This window comes from Microbispora sp. H13382 (genome assembly GCF_014161445.1).
Lineage (GTDB): Bacteria > Actinomycetota > Actinomycetes > Streptosporangiales > Streptosporangiaceae > Microbispora.
The window spans coordinates 1-14,031 of record NZ_JABBXA010000003.1 but is presented as its reverse complement, the minus strand read 5'-3'; the positions used below and the strand labels follow the sequence as shown (position 1 = coordinate 14,031).

The window sequence follows — 14,031 nt, the reverse complement described above, 5'->3', positions numbered from 1 at the left end:
ATCGGATCACCACGACATCCGTCGCCGAATAGCGAGGCGAGCACGGATATAGCAGGATGTGCACCATGACCGCTCCTCTGTCCCCCGGCTTCGTCAACGGTGAGGTGTCCTTCTGGTATCGGTCGCTTGGCGTGCCCGAGCCCGGAGAACCGCTGGGCGGCGACCTGCGGGCCGACGTGGCCGTGGTCGGCGCGGGCTACACCGGGTTGTGGACCGCCTACTACCTGAAGAAGGCCGACCCGTCGCTGCGGGTCGTCGTGCTGGAGAAGGAGTTCGCCGGGTTCGGCGCGTCGGGACGCAACGGCGGCTGGCTGACCGGCGCGCTGGCCGGCTCGCCCGAGCGGTACGCGAAGACCCACGGCCGGGACGCGGCCCGGCGGTTGCAGCGCGCGATGTTCGAGGCCGTGGACGAGGTCATCCGCGTCGCCCGCGAGGAGGGCATCGACGCCGACATCGTCAAGGGCGGCCTGCTCACGGTCGCCCGCGGCCCGGCGCAGGCGCTGCGGTTGCGCGAGGAACTGGCGACGCAGCGCGAGTGGGGCTGGGACCGCGACGACGTCCGGCTGCTGACCACCGGCGAGATGAACGACCGGCTGCTTGTGGCGGGCGCGACGGGAGCCACCTGGAGCCCGCACTGCGCCAGGATCCAGCCGGCCAAGCTCGTCCGCGGCCTCGCGCGGGTCGTACGGGACCTCGGCGTCGAGATCTACGAGCGGACGCCCGTCACCGAGATCGCGCCGGGCCGGGCGGTCACGCCGTACGGGACGGTGAAGGCGGATTACGTCCTGCGCTGCACCGAGGGGTTCACCGCGACCATAGCGGGCCACCACCGCGACTGGCTGCCGATGAACAGCTCCCTGATCGTCACCGCGCCGCTGCCGGAGCAGGTCTGGGCGGAGATCGGCTGGCAGGGACGCGAACTGCTCGGCGACATGGCGCACTACTACATGTACGCCCAGCGGACGGCCGACGACCGCATCGCCTTCGGCGGCCGCGGCAGGCCGTACCTGTACGGGTCGAGGGTCGACGAGCGGGGCCACACGCACAACTGGACCGTGGACGCCCTGTGGGACCTGCTGGTCGCGTTCTTCCCCGCCGTCGCCGGATCGCGGGTGGAGCACGCCTGGTCGGGGGTGCTCGGCGTGCCGCGTGACTGGTGCTCGGCCGTCCACGTGGACCCCGCGACCGGCCTCGGCTGGGCGGGCGGCTACACGGGCCACGGCGTGACCGCCACGAACCTCGCCGGGCGCACGCTGTGCGACCTGGTGCTGCGCCGCGACACCGATCTGACCCGCATGCCGTGGGTGGACCGGCGGGTACGCGCCTGGGAGCCGGAGCCGCTGCGCTGGCTCGGCGTCCACTCGATGTACCGTCTCTACCGCCTGGCCGACGCCCGTGAGGGCAGGGGCATGACCAGGACGTCCGTACTGGCCAGGATCGCCGACAAGATCACCGGCCACTAGCCCTTGTGATCTCGCGCTGTTCGCCGGACGCCCGCACATCTCGAAGAAGGACACGACACCCTTGAGCTCCACCATCTTGTTCCGCGGCGGCCGCGTCTTCGTCCCCGGCGGTTTCGCCGAGGCGGTCCTCGTCCGTGACGGCGCCATCGCCGCCGTCGGCGCCGAGGCCGACCTCGTACGGCTGGCGCCGGGCGCCGAGCCGGTGGACCTCGGCGGCGGCCTGCTGACGCCGGGATTCACCGACGCCCACGTCCACCCGGTGCAGGCCGGCCTGGAGCGGGCCAGGTGCGACCTGGCCGAGGTGTACGGCCTCGACGCCTACACCACGCTGATCGCCGGCTACGCGGCGAACAATCCGAGCAAAGAGTGGATCGACGGCGGCGGCTGGGACATGTCGGCCTTCCCCGGCGGTCTCCCCCACCGGTCCCAGCTCGACTTCCTCGACCGCCCCGCGTACTTCGTGCAGCGCGACCACCACGCCGCCTGGGTCAACACGCGGGCCCTGGAGGTCGCCGGGATCACGAAGGACACCCCCGACCCCGTGGACGGCCGCATCGAGCGCGACCCGGACGGCACGCCGAGCGGCGTGCTGCACGAGGGCGCGATGGACCTCGTCGGCCTGCTCACCCCGCGCCCCACCCCGGCCGACGTCGACGCCGCCCTGATGGACGCGCAGTCCCACCTGTTCTCGCTGGGCGTCACCGGCTGGCAGGACGCCATCGTCGGCTCGTACGCCGGGTCGGACGACCAGCTGCCCGCCTACCTGTCCGCGGCCGCCTCGGGACGCCTGCGGGCGCGGGTCGTCGGCGCCCTGTGGTGGGACCGCAGCCGCGGCGCCGAGCAGATCCCCGAGCTGGTCGAGCGGCGCGCGATGGCCAAGGGCCTGGACCGCTTCCGGGCGACGTCGGTGAAGATCATGCAGGACGGCATCCCGGAGAACTTCACCGCCGCCGTCATCGAGCCCTACTGCCGCTGCGGCGGCACCGGCCTGTCGTACGTCGACCCGGCGCTGCTCGACGGGTACGTCAAGGAGCTCGACGCCCTGGGCTTCCAGGTGCACTTCCACGCCATCGGCGAGCGGGCCGTGCGCGAGGCGCTCGACGCGCTGACCGGCACCGACCCCGACAACCGGCACCACATCGCGCACGTGCAGATCATCACGCCGCAGGACGTGCCGCGCTTCGCCGAGCTCGGCGTGACGGCCAACCTGCAGGCGCTGTGGGCCACCCACCACCTGCAGATGGACGAGCTGTGCATCCCCTACCTCGGCGAGGAGCGCGCCTCCTGGCAGTACCCCTTCGCCGACCTCGTACGGCACGGCACCCGCTTCGCCGGAGGTTCGGACTGGCCGGTCTCCTCGGCCGACCCCCTTGAGGCCATGCACGTGGCGGTCAACCGCACCGAGCCGGGCGGCTCCGTCCACGCGACGTACCCCACGGCCCAGACGCCGTTCCTGCCCGAGCAGAGCCTCGACCTGCGGACGATCATGACGGCCTACACCGAGGGCTCGGCCTGGATCAACCGCTCTCCCGCCGGGGTGATCGAGGAGGGCCGCCCGGCCGACCTCGTCGTCCTCGACCGCGACCCCTTCACGCTCAACCCGAAGGACATCTGGACCACCAAGGTCCTCATGACGTTCCTGGACGGCGAGCAGGTGCACGGCGGGTGACCGGGGTGGCGCCGACCGCCAGGTCCGGGGCCCGCGACAGGATCCCGGCGGTCGCGCCGGCCTGCGAATGCGGTCTTCGACGCGCTCCCACGGTGCCGACCCTGACCAGCCGCTCCCCCGCAGGCACCACCGCCCGCGTCATGCGGGGTGCTCGGCGCACAGGCAGCCGACACCCTTCTCGATCCATTCCCTGCCGGCCCACTCCGGGTGCCGCTCGATCATGAGCGACCTGACCTCCTCGACGATCGTCTGCTCGCCCACGGCCGAGTCCCGGCGTGCCCAGGTCTCGTCGCGCAGCAGTTCGAGGTAGTCCCGGACGTCGGCGAGCAGCTGCGGGCCGCCGACGTCGCCATGACCGGGCACCACCACCCGCGGCGACGCGTCGGCCAGCCGCCGCATCACGCTGATCCAGCGAGTGCCGGACACGTCGGTGTCGTACGGCGGGAACCACGGGAAGATGGCGAACTGCCCGGCCTCCACGAGATCGCCGGTGAACATCACCCCGGCGTCGGGGACCGTGATCACCTGGTCGCCCCTGCTGTGCGCCCGGCCGGCGGCCCGCAGCCGCACCACCCGGCCGCCCAGGTCGAGGTCGTACGCGTCGTCGTAGACGACGTCCAGGCCGTCCTGTGGAACGGCACGGTCGGGCTGGCGCCGGCGGCCCACGCGCTGCCCGAGGGGCTCACGTCGGTGCCGCTGGCCGACATGCCGCCCAGCCGCCTCGTCCTGGCCTGGAACAGCGCCGACGCCAACCCGCTGATCCGCTCGTTCGCCCACATCGCCACGGCCGTGTACCGCTCCGCCGACCGGGAGCCGGCGCATACGTGAAGGCCCTCCCCGCCTGGGCGGGAAGGGCCTTGACAGTCGTCCGGATCAGTAGATCGGGCGGGAGGAGGAGCGCAGCCGCTCCAGCGCCTCGGCGAGGATCTGCGCGCCGTCCTTGTCGCTACGGCGCTCCTTCACGTACGCGAGGTGCGTCTTGTACGGCTCGTTCTTCGGCGGAGCGGGCGGGTTCGACTGGTCCTGCCCGGCCGGCAGTCCGCACCGCGGGCAGTCCCAGAACTCGGGGACGGCCGCGTCGCTGGCGAAGCTCGGGCGCGTCTCGTGCATGTTCGCGCACCAGAACGAGACCCGCACACGGGGGGCGGCCTCGCCGCGTTCGGCCTCTCCCATGGGGCCAGCGCCGACTCGGCTGCCACGGATCGCGTTGCCACTACCCACCGAAGAACTCCTTGCTCGATCGCCCCGCGGACGGGGGGAGATGAATCTCTGTCACGCGTGGCCGCAGGCCGTCCGCTACGGCTTGAGCAGCAGGCCCAGCGCGATGATGCAGACGAACCAGACGATGCCCGTGATGATGGTGAGGCGGTCCAGGTTGCGTTCCACCACCGACGAACCACCGAAGGACGACGAGAAGCCGCCTCCGAACAGGTCCGACAGACCGCCGCCCTTGCCCTTGTGGAGCAGGACGAGCAGCACCATCAGAGCGCTCGACAGGATGAGGGCGATGGAGATTCCGATTGTCACCGTAGACCTGTTCCTATGTCCGGGCGTGCACGACGCGTTGTGCACGATGCCATCGGCGTGACGATTCAGTTGTGTTCTTCGAGGGTACGACCTGTTGTCAAGTCGCACCCCCCAAACGGCTCAGCTAGCCGGCGGTCTCGCCAAATCGGCAGATCTTGGCGAATTCGACCGCGTCGAGGCTGGCCCCTCCCACGAGGGCGCCGTCGATGTCGGCCTCCGCCATGATGCCGGCGACGTTGTCCGACTTCACCGAGCCACCGTAAAGGATACGGACAACAGAGGCCACATCGTCACCGTAGAGCTCGGCGAGTCGCGTCCTGATGGCGCCGCAGACCTCCTGGGCGTCCTTCGGCGTGGCGACCTCGCCGGTGCCGATCGCCCAGACCGGCTCGTACGCGATCACGATGGACTTCACCTGCTCGGCGGGGACGCCTTCCAGTGCGCCGTCGAGCTGCGCCAGCGTGTGCTCGACGTGGCGGCCCTCCTGACGCACCGGCAGCCCTTCACCCACACACAGGATAGGCGTCAGCGAGTGCCGGTAGGCGGCCTTGACCTTGGCGTTGCACAGCGCCTCGTCCTCGGCGTGGTACTGCCGCCGCTCCGAGTGCCCCACGAGCACGTACGTGCAGCCGAGCTTGCCCAGCATGGCCCCGGAGATCTCCCCGGTGTACGCCCCGGAGTCCTGCGTCGACAGGTCCTGCGCGCCGTAGGTGATGCGGAGCTTGTCCGCGTCCACCAGCGTCTGCACGCTACGCAGGTCGGTGAACGGCGGGATGACCGCCACGTCCGCCTTGTCGTAGTCGCGGTCGGTCAACGTGAACGCCAGCTTCTGCACCAGGTTGATGGCCTCGAGGTGGTTGAGGTTCATCTTCCAGTTGCCGGCGAACAGCGGCTTGCGAGCCATCTACTCCTCCAGCGCCGCGAGTCCGGGCAGCGTCTTGCCTTCGAGATACTCGAGGCTCGCGCCGCCACCGGTGGAAATGTGCGAGAAACCGTCCTCGGGCAGGCCGAGCTTGCGCACGGCCGCCGCCGAGTCGCCGCCGCCGACCACGGTGAACGCCTCGGAGCTCACCAGCGCCTCGGCCACCGCGCGGGTGCCGCCGGAGAACGCCTCGAACTCGAACACGCCCATCGGGCCGTTCCAGAACACCGTCTGGGCGTCGGCCAGCTTCGAGGCGAACAGCTCCCGGGTGCGGGGACCGATGTCCAGGCCCTCGCGGTCGGCCGGGATCGCGGTGGCGTCCACGACCTCGTACGGCGCGTCGGCGCCGAACTCCGTGGCGGCCAGCACGTCCACCGGCAGCACCAGCTCGACCCCGCGGGAGGCCGCCTCGTCGAGGAAGCCCTTGACCTGGTCGATCTGGTCCTCCTGCAGCAGCGACTTGCCCACCTCGTGGCCCTGCGACTTCAGGAAGGTGTAGGCCATGCCGCCGCCGACGAGCAGGCGGTCGACCTTGGACAGCAGGTTCGCGATCACGCCGAGCTTGTCGGAGACCTTCGCGCCGCCCAGCACGACGACGTACGGCCTGGCCGGGTCCTCGGTGAGCTTGCGCAGCACCTCGACCTCGGCGAGGACCAGGTCGCCGGCCGCGTGCGGCAGCCGCTTGGGCAGGTCGTAGACGCTGGCGTGCTTGCGGTGCACCGCGCCGAAGCCGTCGCCGACGTAGAGCTCGGCGAGGGCGGCCAGCTTGTCGGCGAACTCGCCCCTGACCGCGTCGTCCTTGGACTCCTCGCCCGGCTCGAAGCGCAGGTTCTCCAGGAGGGCGACCTGCCCGTCCTGCAGGCCCGCCACCACGCTCTGCGCGGACTCGCCCACCACGTCGGCGGCGAACGCCACGTCCTCACCGAGCAGCTCGGCCAGCCGCCGGGAGACCGGGGCGAGCGAGTACTTCGGCGTGACCGAGCCCTTGGGGCGGCCGAGGTGGGCGGCGACGACGACCCTCGCGCCGCGCTCGACCAGCTTCCTGATCGTCGGCACCGACGCCCGGATGCGGCCGTCGTCGGTGATCGTCTCCCCGTCGAGGGGGACGTTGAGGTCGGCGCGCACGAACACGCGCCGGCCCTTCACGTCGAGCTCGTCGATTCCGATCATCAGAGGGAGGCGCCCACGTACTCGATGAGGTCCACGAGGCGGTTGGAGTAGCCCCACTCGTTGTCGTACCAGCCGACGACCTTGACCTGGTTGCCGATGACCTTGGTGAGGCCGGCGTCGAAGATGCAGGACGACGGGTCGGTGACGATGTCGCTGGAGACGATCTCGTCCTCGGTGTAGCTGAGGTAGCCCTTGAGCGGGCCCTCGGCGGCGGCCTTGAGCGCGGCGTTGACCTCCTCGACGGTGGTCTCGCGGCCGACCTCGACCGTGAGGTCGGTGGCCGAGCCCGTCGGGATCGGCACACGCAGCGCGTAGCCGTCGAGCTTGCCCTTCAGCTCCGGCAGGACCAGGCCGATGGCCTTGGCGGCGCCGGTGGAGGTCGGGACGATGTTCAGCGCGGCGGCGCGGGCGCGGCGCAGGTCCTTGTGCGGGCCGTCCTGCAGGTTCTGGTCCTGCGTGTAGGCGTGGATGGTGGTCATCAGACCCTTCTCGATACCGAAGGTGTCGTTGATGACCTTGGCCATCGGGGCCAGGCAGTTGGTGGTGCAGGAGGCGTTCGAGATGATCGTGTGAGCGGCCGGGTCGTACTTGTCGTGGTTCACGCCCATGACGATCGTCACGTCTTCGTTCTTCGCCGGAGCGGAGATGATGACCTTCTTCGCGCCGTTGTCGGCGTGCACCTTGGCCTTGGTGGCGTCGGTGAACAGACCGGTCGACTCGACGACGACGTCCACGCCGAGGTCGCCCCAGGGCAGCTTGGCGGGGTCACGCTCGGCGAACGCCTTGATCGCCTTGCCGTCAACGGTGATCTCGTCCGCCGAGGCCTTGACCTCGTACGGCAGGCGGCCCAGGATGCTGTCGTACTTCAGCAGGTGGGCCAGCGTGGCGTTGTCGGTGAGGTCGTTGACGGCGACGACCTCGATGTCCTTGCCGCTGGCCGCCACAGCGCGCCAGAAGTTGCGGCCGATACGGCCGAAGCCGTTGACGCCTACGCGGATGCTCACGGAACCGATCTCCTCGTACGTCGTGCGCCGGCGTACCGGCGCCAGGGCTGTGTTAAACCTCAATGACAGACCTTATCGGACCCAAATTGGTGTAGACCACCGGGCCGTACTTTGACGGCGTGTCAGGCCGGACAGGCCGGTGAGCGGGCCCTTTCCCATGGCGCGGACCCGGCCGTACCCCGTTCCGCGGGACCGCCGGCCCGGCGTACGCCGAGCGCGATCGGGCCGCCGGGGACGGCATGGCGACGCGTCCCCGGCGGCCGGGGACGGCACCGGAAGGCGGACTGCTACTGGGTGAGCATGTCGGCGGTGAGGTTGGCCTCGGTGTTGGCGATACCGAGGTCCTGGGCGCGCTTGTCGGCCATGGCGAGCAGGCGCCGGATGCGCCCGGCGATGGCGTCCTTGGTCAGCGGCGGGTCGGCGATCTGGCCGAGCTCCTCCAGGGACGCCTGCTTGTGTTCCACCCGCAGCCGACCGGCGATCACGAGGTGCTCGGGAGCCTCGTCGCCGAGGATCTCCAGCGCCCGCTGCACCCTCGCCCCGGCGGCGACGGCCGCCCTGGCCGACCTGCGCAGGTTCGCGTCGTCGAAGTTGGCCAGGCGGTTGGCGGTGGCCCGCACCTCGCGGCGCATCCGCCGCTCCTCCCAGGCCAGCACGCTGTCGTGGGCGCCGAGCCGGGTCAGCAGCGCGCTGATCGCGTCGCCGTCGCGCACCACCACGCGGTCGACGCCGCGCACCTCGCGGGCCTTGGCGTGGATCTTGAGCCGCCGGGCCGAGCCGACCAGGGCGAGCGCCGCCTCGGGGCCGGGGCAGGTCACCTCCAGCGACATCGACCGGCCCGGCTCGGTCAGCGACCCGTGCGCGAGGAACGCGCCCCGCCAGGCCGCCTCGGCGTCGCAGGTGGCCCCGGAGACGACCTGCCGGGGCAGCCCCCGCACGGGACGCCCGTGGTTGTCGATCAGACCGGTCTGCCGGGCCAGCGCCTCGCCGTCCTTGTAGACGCGCACGACGTAGCGCGAGCCCTTGCGCAGCCCCGCGGGGGCCAGGACCAGCACCTCGGCCTTGTGCCCGAAGACCTCGCCGATGTCCTTGATCAGCCTGCGGGCGGTGGCGTTGGTGTCGAGCTCGGCCTCGATCACGATGCGCCCGCCCACCAGGTGCAGCCCGCTGGCGAACCGCAGCAGCGTGGACACCTCCGCCTTCCGGCAGCATGGCTTGAGCACCGGAAGGCGGCTCAGCTCGTCTTTCACCACACCCGTCATGGCCATCAGCGCGTGTCCTCCCCCAAACAGACTCTGCCCGCCAGTCTCTCGCACCTTGTGCGCACGCAATCACCGCTTCTCGCGGAAAATCTCATCCAGGACAGCGGCAAGACGTGGTCCGTCGTGGCGTGCGGATCCGTCAGAGGCGGCCACATCGGCCAAAACGACCCGGCCGCCCATCGACGCCGCCGCCTTCTCCAGCGCCCTCGGGTCGGCGACCACCGCACCGTCCGCGACCACCGCGTCGACGAGCAGCGCGGGGGCGTGCTCCCTGAGCACCTCCAGGTGCCGTTCGGGTGAGAAGCCGTCGGTCTCCCCCGCCTGCGGCGCGAGGTTGAGGATCACCAGCCGCCTGGCGCTCGTCTCGTGCAGCGCCCGGGCGAGCCCGGGCACCTTGAGATGCGGCAGCACGCTGGTGAACCAGGAGCCCGGCCCGAACACCACCCAGTCGGCCGCCTCGATCGCCTCGATCGCCTGGGGGCAGGCGGGAGGGTCGGACGGCAGCAGCGAGATGGAGCGAACCCGCCCGGGCGTCAGCGCGCAGGCGACCTGCCCGCGCACCGTCGTGATCAGCCCGTCCAGTTCGACCTCCGCCTGGATGTCGAGCGGCACGGAGGCCATGGGCAGCACGCGGCCGTGCGCACCGAGCAGCCGGCCCACCCACTCCAGGCCGACGACGGGATCCTCCAGCAGCTCCCAGAGCGCGACGATGAGCAGGTTGCCGACGGCGTGGCCGTGCAGCTCGCCCTCGCTCCTGAAACGGTGCTGGACGACCTCGCTCCAGGTCTTGCCCCACTCGTCGTCGCCGCACAGGGCCGCGAGCGCCATCCGCAGGTCACCGGGCGGCAGCACCCCCAGTTCGCGCCTGAGGCGTCCGCTGGAGCCGCCGTCGTCGGCGACCGTCACCACGGCCGTCAGGTCGTCGGTGACGGTCCTGAGGGCCGACAGGGAGGCGTAGAGGCCGTGGCCGCCGCCGAGCGCGACGACCCTGGGACCGCTCGCGGCGGTCTCGAACTGCTGGGGGAACATCGGACTGCCGGGGGTGGGGGACTTCGGGGGATGTCGAGGGACGGGGGGGTCCGCGGCCTCCGCGGCGGGGTCCTTCATCGTCCTCCTCGCCGCGCCACGAGCACCGCTCTGCGGAGCCGTGGCGCTCACGTCGTGCTGATCTGTCACGCCCTTCCGGTCACGCGACCGGGACCGGGCGCGCTCCTCGACGGCCGCGGTGCGGGCCCGGACCCGTTACCGGCCGGTGCCCGCCACGCTACGCCCTGAGGGGACCACCCCCGCCGCGCGGCGGCCGGAAGCCGTCACTCGCGGCCCACGTCCCGGTGGCTGACCTGGACGTCCATGCCGCGCTCGCGCAGGCGCGCGCCGAGCTGCTCGGCCATCGCGACGCTGCGGTGCTTGCCTCCGGTGCAGCCCACGGCGAGGGTGGCGTAGCCCTTGCCCTCGCGCGTGTATCCGGCGGCCACGACGCCGAAGACCTCCTCGTATCCGTCGAGGAACTCCTTGGCACCCGGCTGGCTGAGCACGTAGTCGCGCACGGCGGCGTCGAGCCCGTTCATGGGCCGCAGTTCCGGCACCCAGTGGGGGTTGGGCAGGAACCGGCAGTCCACGACGAGGTCGGCGTCGACCGGCAGGCCGTACTTGTAGCCGAAGGACACCACGTTGACCTTCAGCCCGGGCCGGTCCTCGCCGCCGAAGAACGACACGATCTTCTTGCGCAGCTCGTGGACGTTCAGCAGGGACGTGTCGATGACGAGGTCGGCGTTGGCGCGGACCTCGCGCAGGATGCCGCGCTCACGGTCGATCCCGTCGACGAGCCGCCCGTCACCCTGCAGGGGGTGGGGCCGCCGGACGTTCTCGAACCTGCGGACCAGTTCCTCGTCGCTCGCCTCCAGGAACACGACCCGGACGCCGACGCCGCGCCCGTCGAGTTCCTCGATCGCCGCGTTGAGGTCGGTGGTGAAGGCGAGGCTGCGCACGTCGACCACGGCCGCGACGCGGTCGGTCGCCATGTTCACCCGGCCGGCCTCCTCGGCGAGCGAGGACAGCAGCCCCGGCGGCAGGTTGTCGATCACGTACCAGCCGAGGTCCTCCAGAGACTTCGCGGCGGTGCTGCGCCCCGCCCCCGACATCCCAGTGATCACCACGAATGCCGGCTCTGTCGTGCTCATCGCCCGCTCACCGCCTTGCCGCCCATGTCAGCTCGCCCAATGTCAGCCCCATCCGCGTCCGCGCCCGCGGCCGGAACGGCCGCCGGGAACCTGGCGCGTCCCCCGCGGGGGACTCTCTGGTGCCGGAGCATGACACCTCTTCACCTGATCGCGCCACCGCCATGCCGGGCAACTCCCATGGTGCCCTGCCAGCCGCCCTGGCCGCGACGTGACATGCCGCCGTGCTCGCGCGGGCATGTCACGACCCCTGCCCCGCCGGGGACGGGCTCTCACCGCGCAGCGCCGCGACGATGGCCTCGGCGGTCGCGCGGCCGATGCCGGGGACCTCGCGGATCTCCTCCGCGCTCGCCTCCCGCAGCCGCTTCACCGAGCCGAAGTGACGCAGCAGGGCCTGACGGCGTGCCGGGCCCAGACCCGGCACCTGGTCGAGCGCGCTCTCTTTGAGCGATTTCGACCTCTTCGTCCGATGGTAGGTGATGGCGAACCTGTGCGCTTCGTCACGGACGCGCTGTAACAGGTAAAGCCCCTCGCTGCTGCGCGGCAGGATCACGGGCTGGTCGTCGCCGGGCAGCCACACCTCCTCCAGCCGCTTGGCCAGGCCGCACACGGCGACGTCGTCGATGCCGAGCTCGTCGAGGGCGCGCTGGGCGGCCGCCGCCTGCGCCGGGCCGCCGTCCACCACCACGAGGTTGGGAGGGTAGGCGAACTTGCGCGGACGGCCGGTCTCCGGGTCGATCGGCGTCCCGGCCCCGTGCCCGGCCTCGCGCTCGCCCGCGTCGTCCACGTCGGCGTCCAGTTCGCCCGTCTCCGCCCGCTCCTCCAGGTAGCGCTTGAACCGCCGGCAGATGACCTCGTATATCGAGGCGACGTCGCCGTCCGCGGTCCTGATGGAAAAGCGGCGGTACTCACTCTTGCGGGCCAGGCCGTCCTCGAAGACCACCATCGAGGCCACGACGTTCTCCCCCTGGATGTGCGACACGTCGTAGCACTCGATCCGCAGCGGCGCCTGGTCGAGATCGAGGGCGTCGGCGATCTCCTGCAGAGCCCGGCTGCGCGTGGTCAGGTCGCTGGCGCGGCGCAGCTTGTGCTGGGCGAGCGACTCCTTGGCGTTGCGCTCCACCGTCTCCATGAGGCTCTTCTTGTCACCGCGCTGGGGAACGCGCAGGTCGACGCGGGAGCCCCGCTGCTCGCTCAGCAGCTCGATCAGCGCGGTCTCGTCCGGCGGCCGCGCCGGCACGAGGATCTCGCGGGGGATCGTCGCCTCGCCGTACATCTGGAGCAGGAACTGCTCCACCAGCTCGCCGGGGGCGGCCTCCTCGACCTTGTCCACCACCCAGCCGCGCTGCCCGCGGATCCGGCCGCCGCGCACGTAGAAGACCTGGACGGCCGCCTCCAGCGGGTCCTCCGCGAGGGCGATCACGTCGCAGTCGGTGTCGTCGCCGAGCACGACGGTCTGCTTCTCCAGGGCCCGTTGCAGCGCCTGGATGTCGTCCCGCAGCCGCGCGGCCCGCTCGTACTCCTCCACGGCCGCCGCGTCGCGCATCTCGCGCTCCAGCCGCTTGATGAAGCGGCCGGTGTTGCCGGCCATGAAGTCGCAGAAGTCCTCGGCGAGCGCGCGGTGCTCCTCGGGGGTGACCCGGCCGACGCAGGGCGCCGAGCACTTGTCGATGTATCCCAGCAGGCAGGGACGGCCGATCTGCCCCGCCCGCTTGAAGACCCCGGCCGAGCACGTCCGCACGGGGAAGACGCGCAGCAGCAGGTCGACGGTCTCCCGGATGGCCCAGGCGTGCGAGTAGGGGCCGAAGTAGCGGGTGCCCTTCCGCTTGGCCCCGCGCATCACCTGCACCCGGGGAAAGTCCTCCCCCATCGTCACGGCCAGGTACGGGTACGACTTGTCGTCGCGGTACTTGACGTTGAACCGGGGGTCGAACTCCTTGATCCAGGAGTATTCGAGCTGGAGCGCCTCGACCTCGGTGCCGACCACCGTCCAGTCCACGGACGCCGCGGTCGTGAGCATCGTCTGCGTCCGCGGGTGCAGGCCGGCGAAGTCCGCGAAGTACGAGTTGAGCCGCTGCCGCAGGCTCTTCGCCTTGCCCACGTAGATCACCCGGCCGCCCGGGTCGCGGAAGCGATAGACGCCTGGCGACTCGGGGATCGATCCGGGCGCCGGTCGATAGGTTGCCGGATCCGCCACACCCAAAGACTACTGGGCCTCGCCGACAATCCCGGCCGACGATCTCGCCGCCCGCGCGGACCCCGGTGTGGTGGGACACGAGCCGGCCTTTACGGCGTAGATCAAGATTCTCGGCCGGCCCCGTCGATCCACGCCGAGCGCCCGGCGGGCACGAACGCGGCTGCCTGCGTGACGTTTCACCTGCCGTCCCGCGGCGGCCGCAGCGGTCCCGCGCCCGGGAGAAACTCTTCGACGCGGCCCGACCGGCATCGCGCGGGGTTCGCGAGCCGAGGGTTCGCGCGCCGAAGGGTTCCACGGGCGGTGGAGCCGGAGCCGTTGGGCGACCGCCGCCTCGGCGCGGGATCCCCGCGTCCGGCAGGCGGCGGCGCGCTCTCCGGCGCCCCTAGGGCCTGTATCGAAGTCCGCGGCGGTGCGGGAGTCGGAGAGGTCGTAGATCGACAACGCAAGAGGTCTCCGGTATTTGGTTGATCGACCAAGACAAACCGAAGACCGGAGACCTCGTGGACACCTTAGCGGTGACGAGGCGGTTCGATCTGACCGACGCCCAGTGGGCGGTGCTGGAGCCGCTGCTGCCAGCGCCGAAGCGGTCTGGGCGGCCGTCACTGTTCAGCAAGCGGCAGTTGATCGACGGGATCCGCTG

14 protein-coding genes are annotated in these 14,031 nt (G+C 71.3%); 4 read left to right on the top strand and 10 right to left on the bottom strand.

Annotated features, from left to right (window positions below; translation table 11 throughout):
- The first annotated feature begins 65 nt into the window (after positions 1 to 65).
- Both HHX41_RS07725 and HHX41_RS07720 read left to right on the top strand, forming a co-directional pair.
- Complete coding sequence (locus HHX41_RS07725) at positions 66 to 1,463, top strand: FAD-binding oxidoreductase (RefSeq protein ID WP_182905384.1); 1,398 nt, start codon at positions 66 to 68, stop codon at positions 1,461 to 1,463.
- Positions 1,464 to 1,524: 61 nt separating this feature from the next.
- Complete coding sequence (locus tag HHX41_RS07720; RefSeq protein ID WP_182905383.1) at positions 1,525 to 3,132, top strand: amidohydrolase; 1,608 nt, start codon at positions 1,525 to 1,527, stop codon at positions 3,130 to 3,132.
- Between the two features lie 138 nt (positions 3,133 to 3,270).
- On the opposite strand, the gene HHX41_RS07715 is transcribed toward HHX41_RS07720, so the two are convergent.
- Complete coding sequence (locus tag HHX41_RS07715; protein ID WP_310741828.1) at positions 3,271 to 3,798, bottom strand: MBL fold metallo-hydrolase; 528 nt, start codon at positions 3,796 to 3,798, stop codon at positions 3,271 to 3,273.
- A 24-nt stretch (positions 3,799 to 3,822) separates the two neighbouring features.
- On the opposite strand from HHX41_RS07715, the gene HHX41_RS40285 reads away from it, so the two are divergent.
- Positions 3,823 to 3,960 carry a hypothetical protein gene (locus HHX41_RS40285; RefSeq protein ID WP_182905382.1) on the top strand — a complete coding sequence of 46 codons (138 nt, stop codon included), beginning with the start codon at positions 3,823 to 3,825 and terminating at the stop codon, positions 3,958 to 3,960.
- A gap of 45 nt (positions 3,961 to 4,005) precedes the next feature.
- Here HHX41_RS40285 and HHX41_RS07705 read toward each other — a convergent pair whose 3' ends face one another.
- The 9 genes from HHX41_RS07705 to uvrC form a co-directional block, all read right to left on the bottom strand.
- A complete protein-coding gene (locus HHX41_RS07705) occupies positions 4,006 to 4,353 on the bottom strand; it encodes an RNA polymerase-binding protein RbpA (protein ID WP_079319880.1) in 348 nt (115 codons plus the stop codon).
- A gap of 75 nt (positions 4,354 to 4,428) precedes the next feature.
- Complete coding sequence (secG, locus tag HHX41_RS07700; protein WP_076441471.1) at positions 4,429 to 4,659, bottom strand: preprotein translocase subunit SecG; 231 nt, start codon at positions 4,657 to 4,659, stop codon at positions 4,429 to 4,431.
- A 124-nt stretch (positions 4,660 to 4,783) separates the two neighbouring features.
- Positions 4,784 to 5,563 carry a triose-phosphate isomerase gene (tpiA, locus tag HHX41_RS07695; RefSeq protein WP_169985994.1) on the bottom strand — a complete coding sequence of 260 codons (780 nt, stop codon included), beginning with the start codon at positions 5,561 to 5,563 and terminating at the stop codon, positions 4,784 to 4,786.
- On the bottom strand, positions 5,564 to 6,751 hold the full coding sequence (locus HHX41_RS07690; RefSeq protein ID WP_169985996.1) for a phosphoglycerate kinase: 1,188 nt from the start codon (positions 6,749 to 6,751) through the stop codon (positions 5,564 to 5,566). It abuts the gene before it with no gap.
- Positions 6,751 to 7,755 carry a type I glyceraldehyde-3-phosphate dehydrogenase gene (gene gap / locus HHX41_RS07685; RefSeq protein WP_169985998.1) on the bottom strand — a complete coding sequence of 335 codons (1,005 nt, stop codon included), beginning with the start codon at positions 7,753 to 7,755 and terminating at the stop codon, positions 6,751 to 6,753. The genes HHX41_RS07690 and gap overlap by 1 nt, the downstream gene beginning before the upstream one ends.
- 287 nt (positions 7,756 to 8,042) lie before the next feature.
- On the bottom strand, positions 8,043 to 9,023 hold the full coding sequence (whiA, locus tag HHX41_RS07680; RefSeq protein ID WP_169986000.1) for a DNA-binding protein WhiA: 981 nt from the start codon (positions 9,021 to 9,023) through the stop codon (positions 8,043 to 8,045).
- A 63-nt stretch (positions 9,024 to 9,086) separates the two neighbouring features.
- Positions 9,087 to 10,046, bottom strand: a complete 960-nt coding sequence (yvcK, locus tag HHX41_RS07675; protein WP_182905653.1) for a uridine diphosphate-N-acetylglucosamine-binding protein YvcK — start codon at positions 10,044 to 10,046, stop codon at positions 9,087 to 9,089.
- Between the two features lie 281 nt (positions 10,047 to 10,327).
- Positions 10,328 to 11,197, bottom strand: a complete 870-nt coding sequence (gene rapZ, locus HHX41_RS07670; RefSeq protein ID WP_182905381.1) for an RNase adapter RapZ — start codon at positions 11,195 to 11,197, stop codon at positions 10,328 to 10,330.
- Between the two features lie 238 nt (positions 11,198 to 11,435).
- Entirely contained in the window at positions 11,436 to 13,391 is a 1,956-nt protein-coding gene (gene uvrC, locus HHX41_RS07665) for an excinuclease ABC subunit UvrC (protein ID WP_169986004.1), read from the bottom strand.
- Positions 13,392 to 13,891: 500 nt separating this feature from the next.
- Here uvrC and HHX41_RS42250 point away from each other — a divergent pair.
- Positions 13,892 to 14,031, top strand: a 140-nt coding sequence (locus HHX41_RS42250) for a transposase (RefSeq protein WP_396794288.1), incomplete at its 3' end; no start/stop codon positions are given.

Excerpts from the sequence above, each read along its gene's own strand:
- whiA (WP_169986000.1), bottom strand. The coding sequence starts at position 9,023 with ATGGCCATGACGGGTGTGGTGAAAGACGAGCTGAGCCGCCTTCCGGTG.
- yvcK (WP_182905653.1), bottom strand. The coding sequence starts at position 10,046 with ATGTTCCCCCAGCAGTTCGAGACCGCCGCGAGCGGTCCCAGGGTCGTC.
- tpiA (WP_169985994.1), bottom strand. The coding sequence starts at position 5,563 with ATGGCTCGCAAGCCGCTGTTCGCCGGCAACTGGAAGATGAACCTCAAC.
- HHX41_RS07690 (WP_169985996.1), bottom strand. The coding sequence starts at position 6,751 with ATGATCGGAATCGACGAGCTCGACGTGAAGGGCCGGCGCGTGTTCGTG.
- rapZ (WP_182905381.1), bottom strand. The coding sequence starts at position 11,197 with ATGAGCACGACAGAGCCGGCATTCGTGGTGATCACTGGGATGTCGGGG.
- HHX41_RS07725 (WP_182905384.1), top strand. The coding sequence starts at position 66 with ATGACCGCTCCTCTGTCCCCCGGCTTCGTCAACGGTGAGGTGTCCTTC.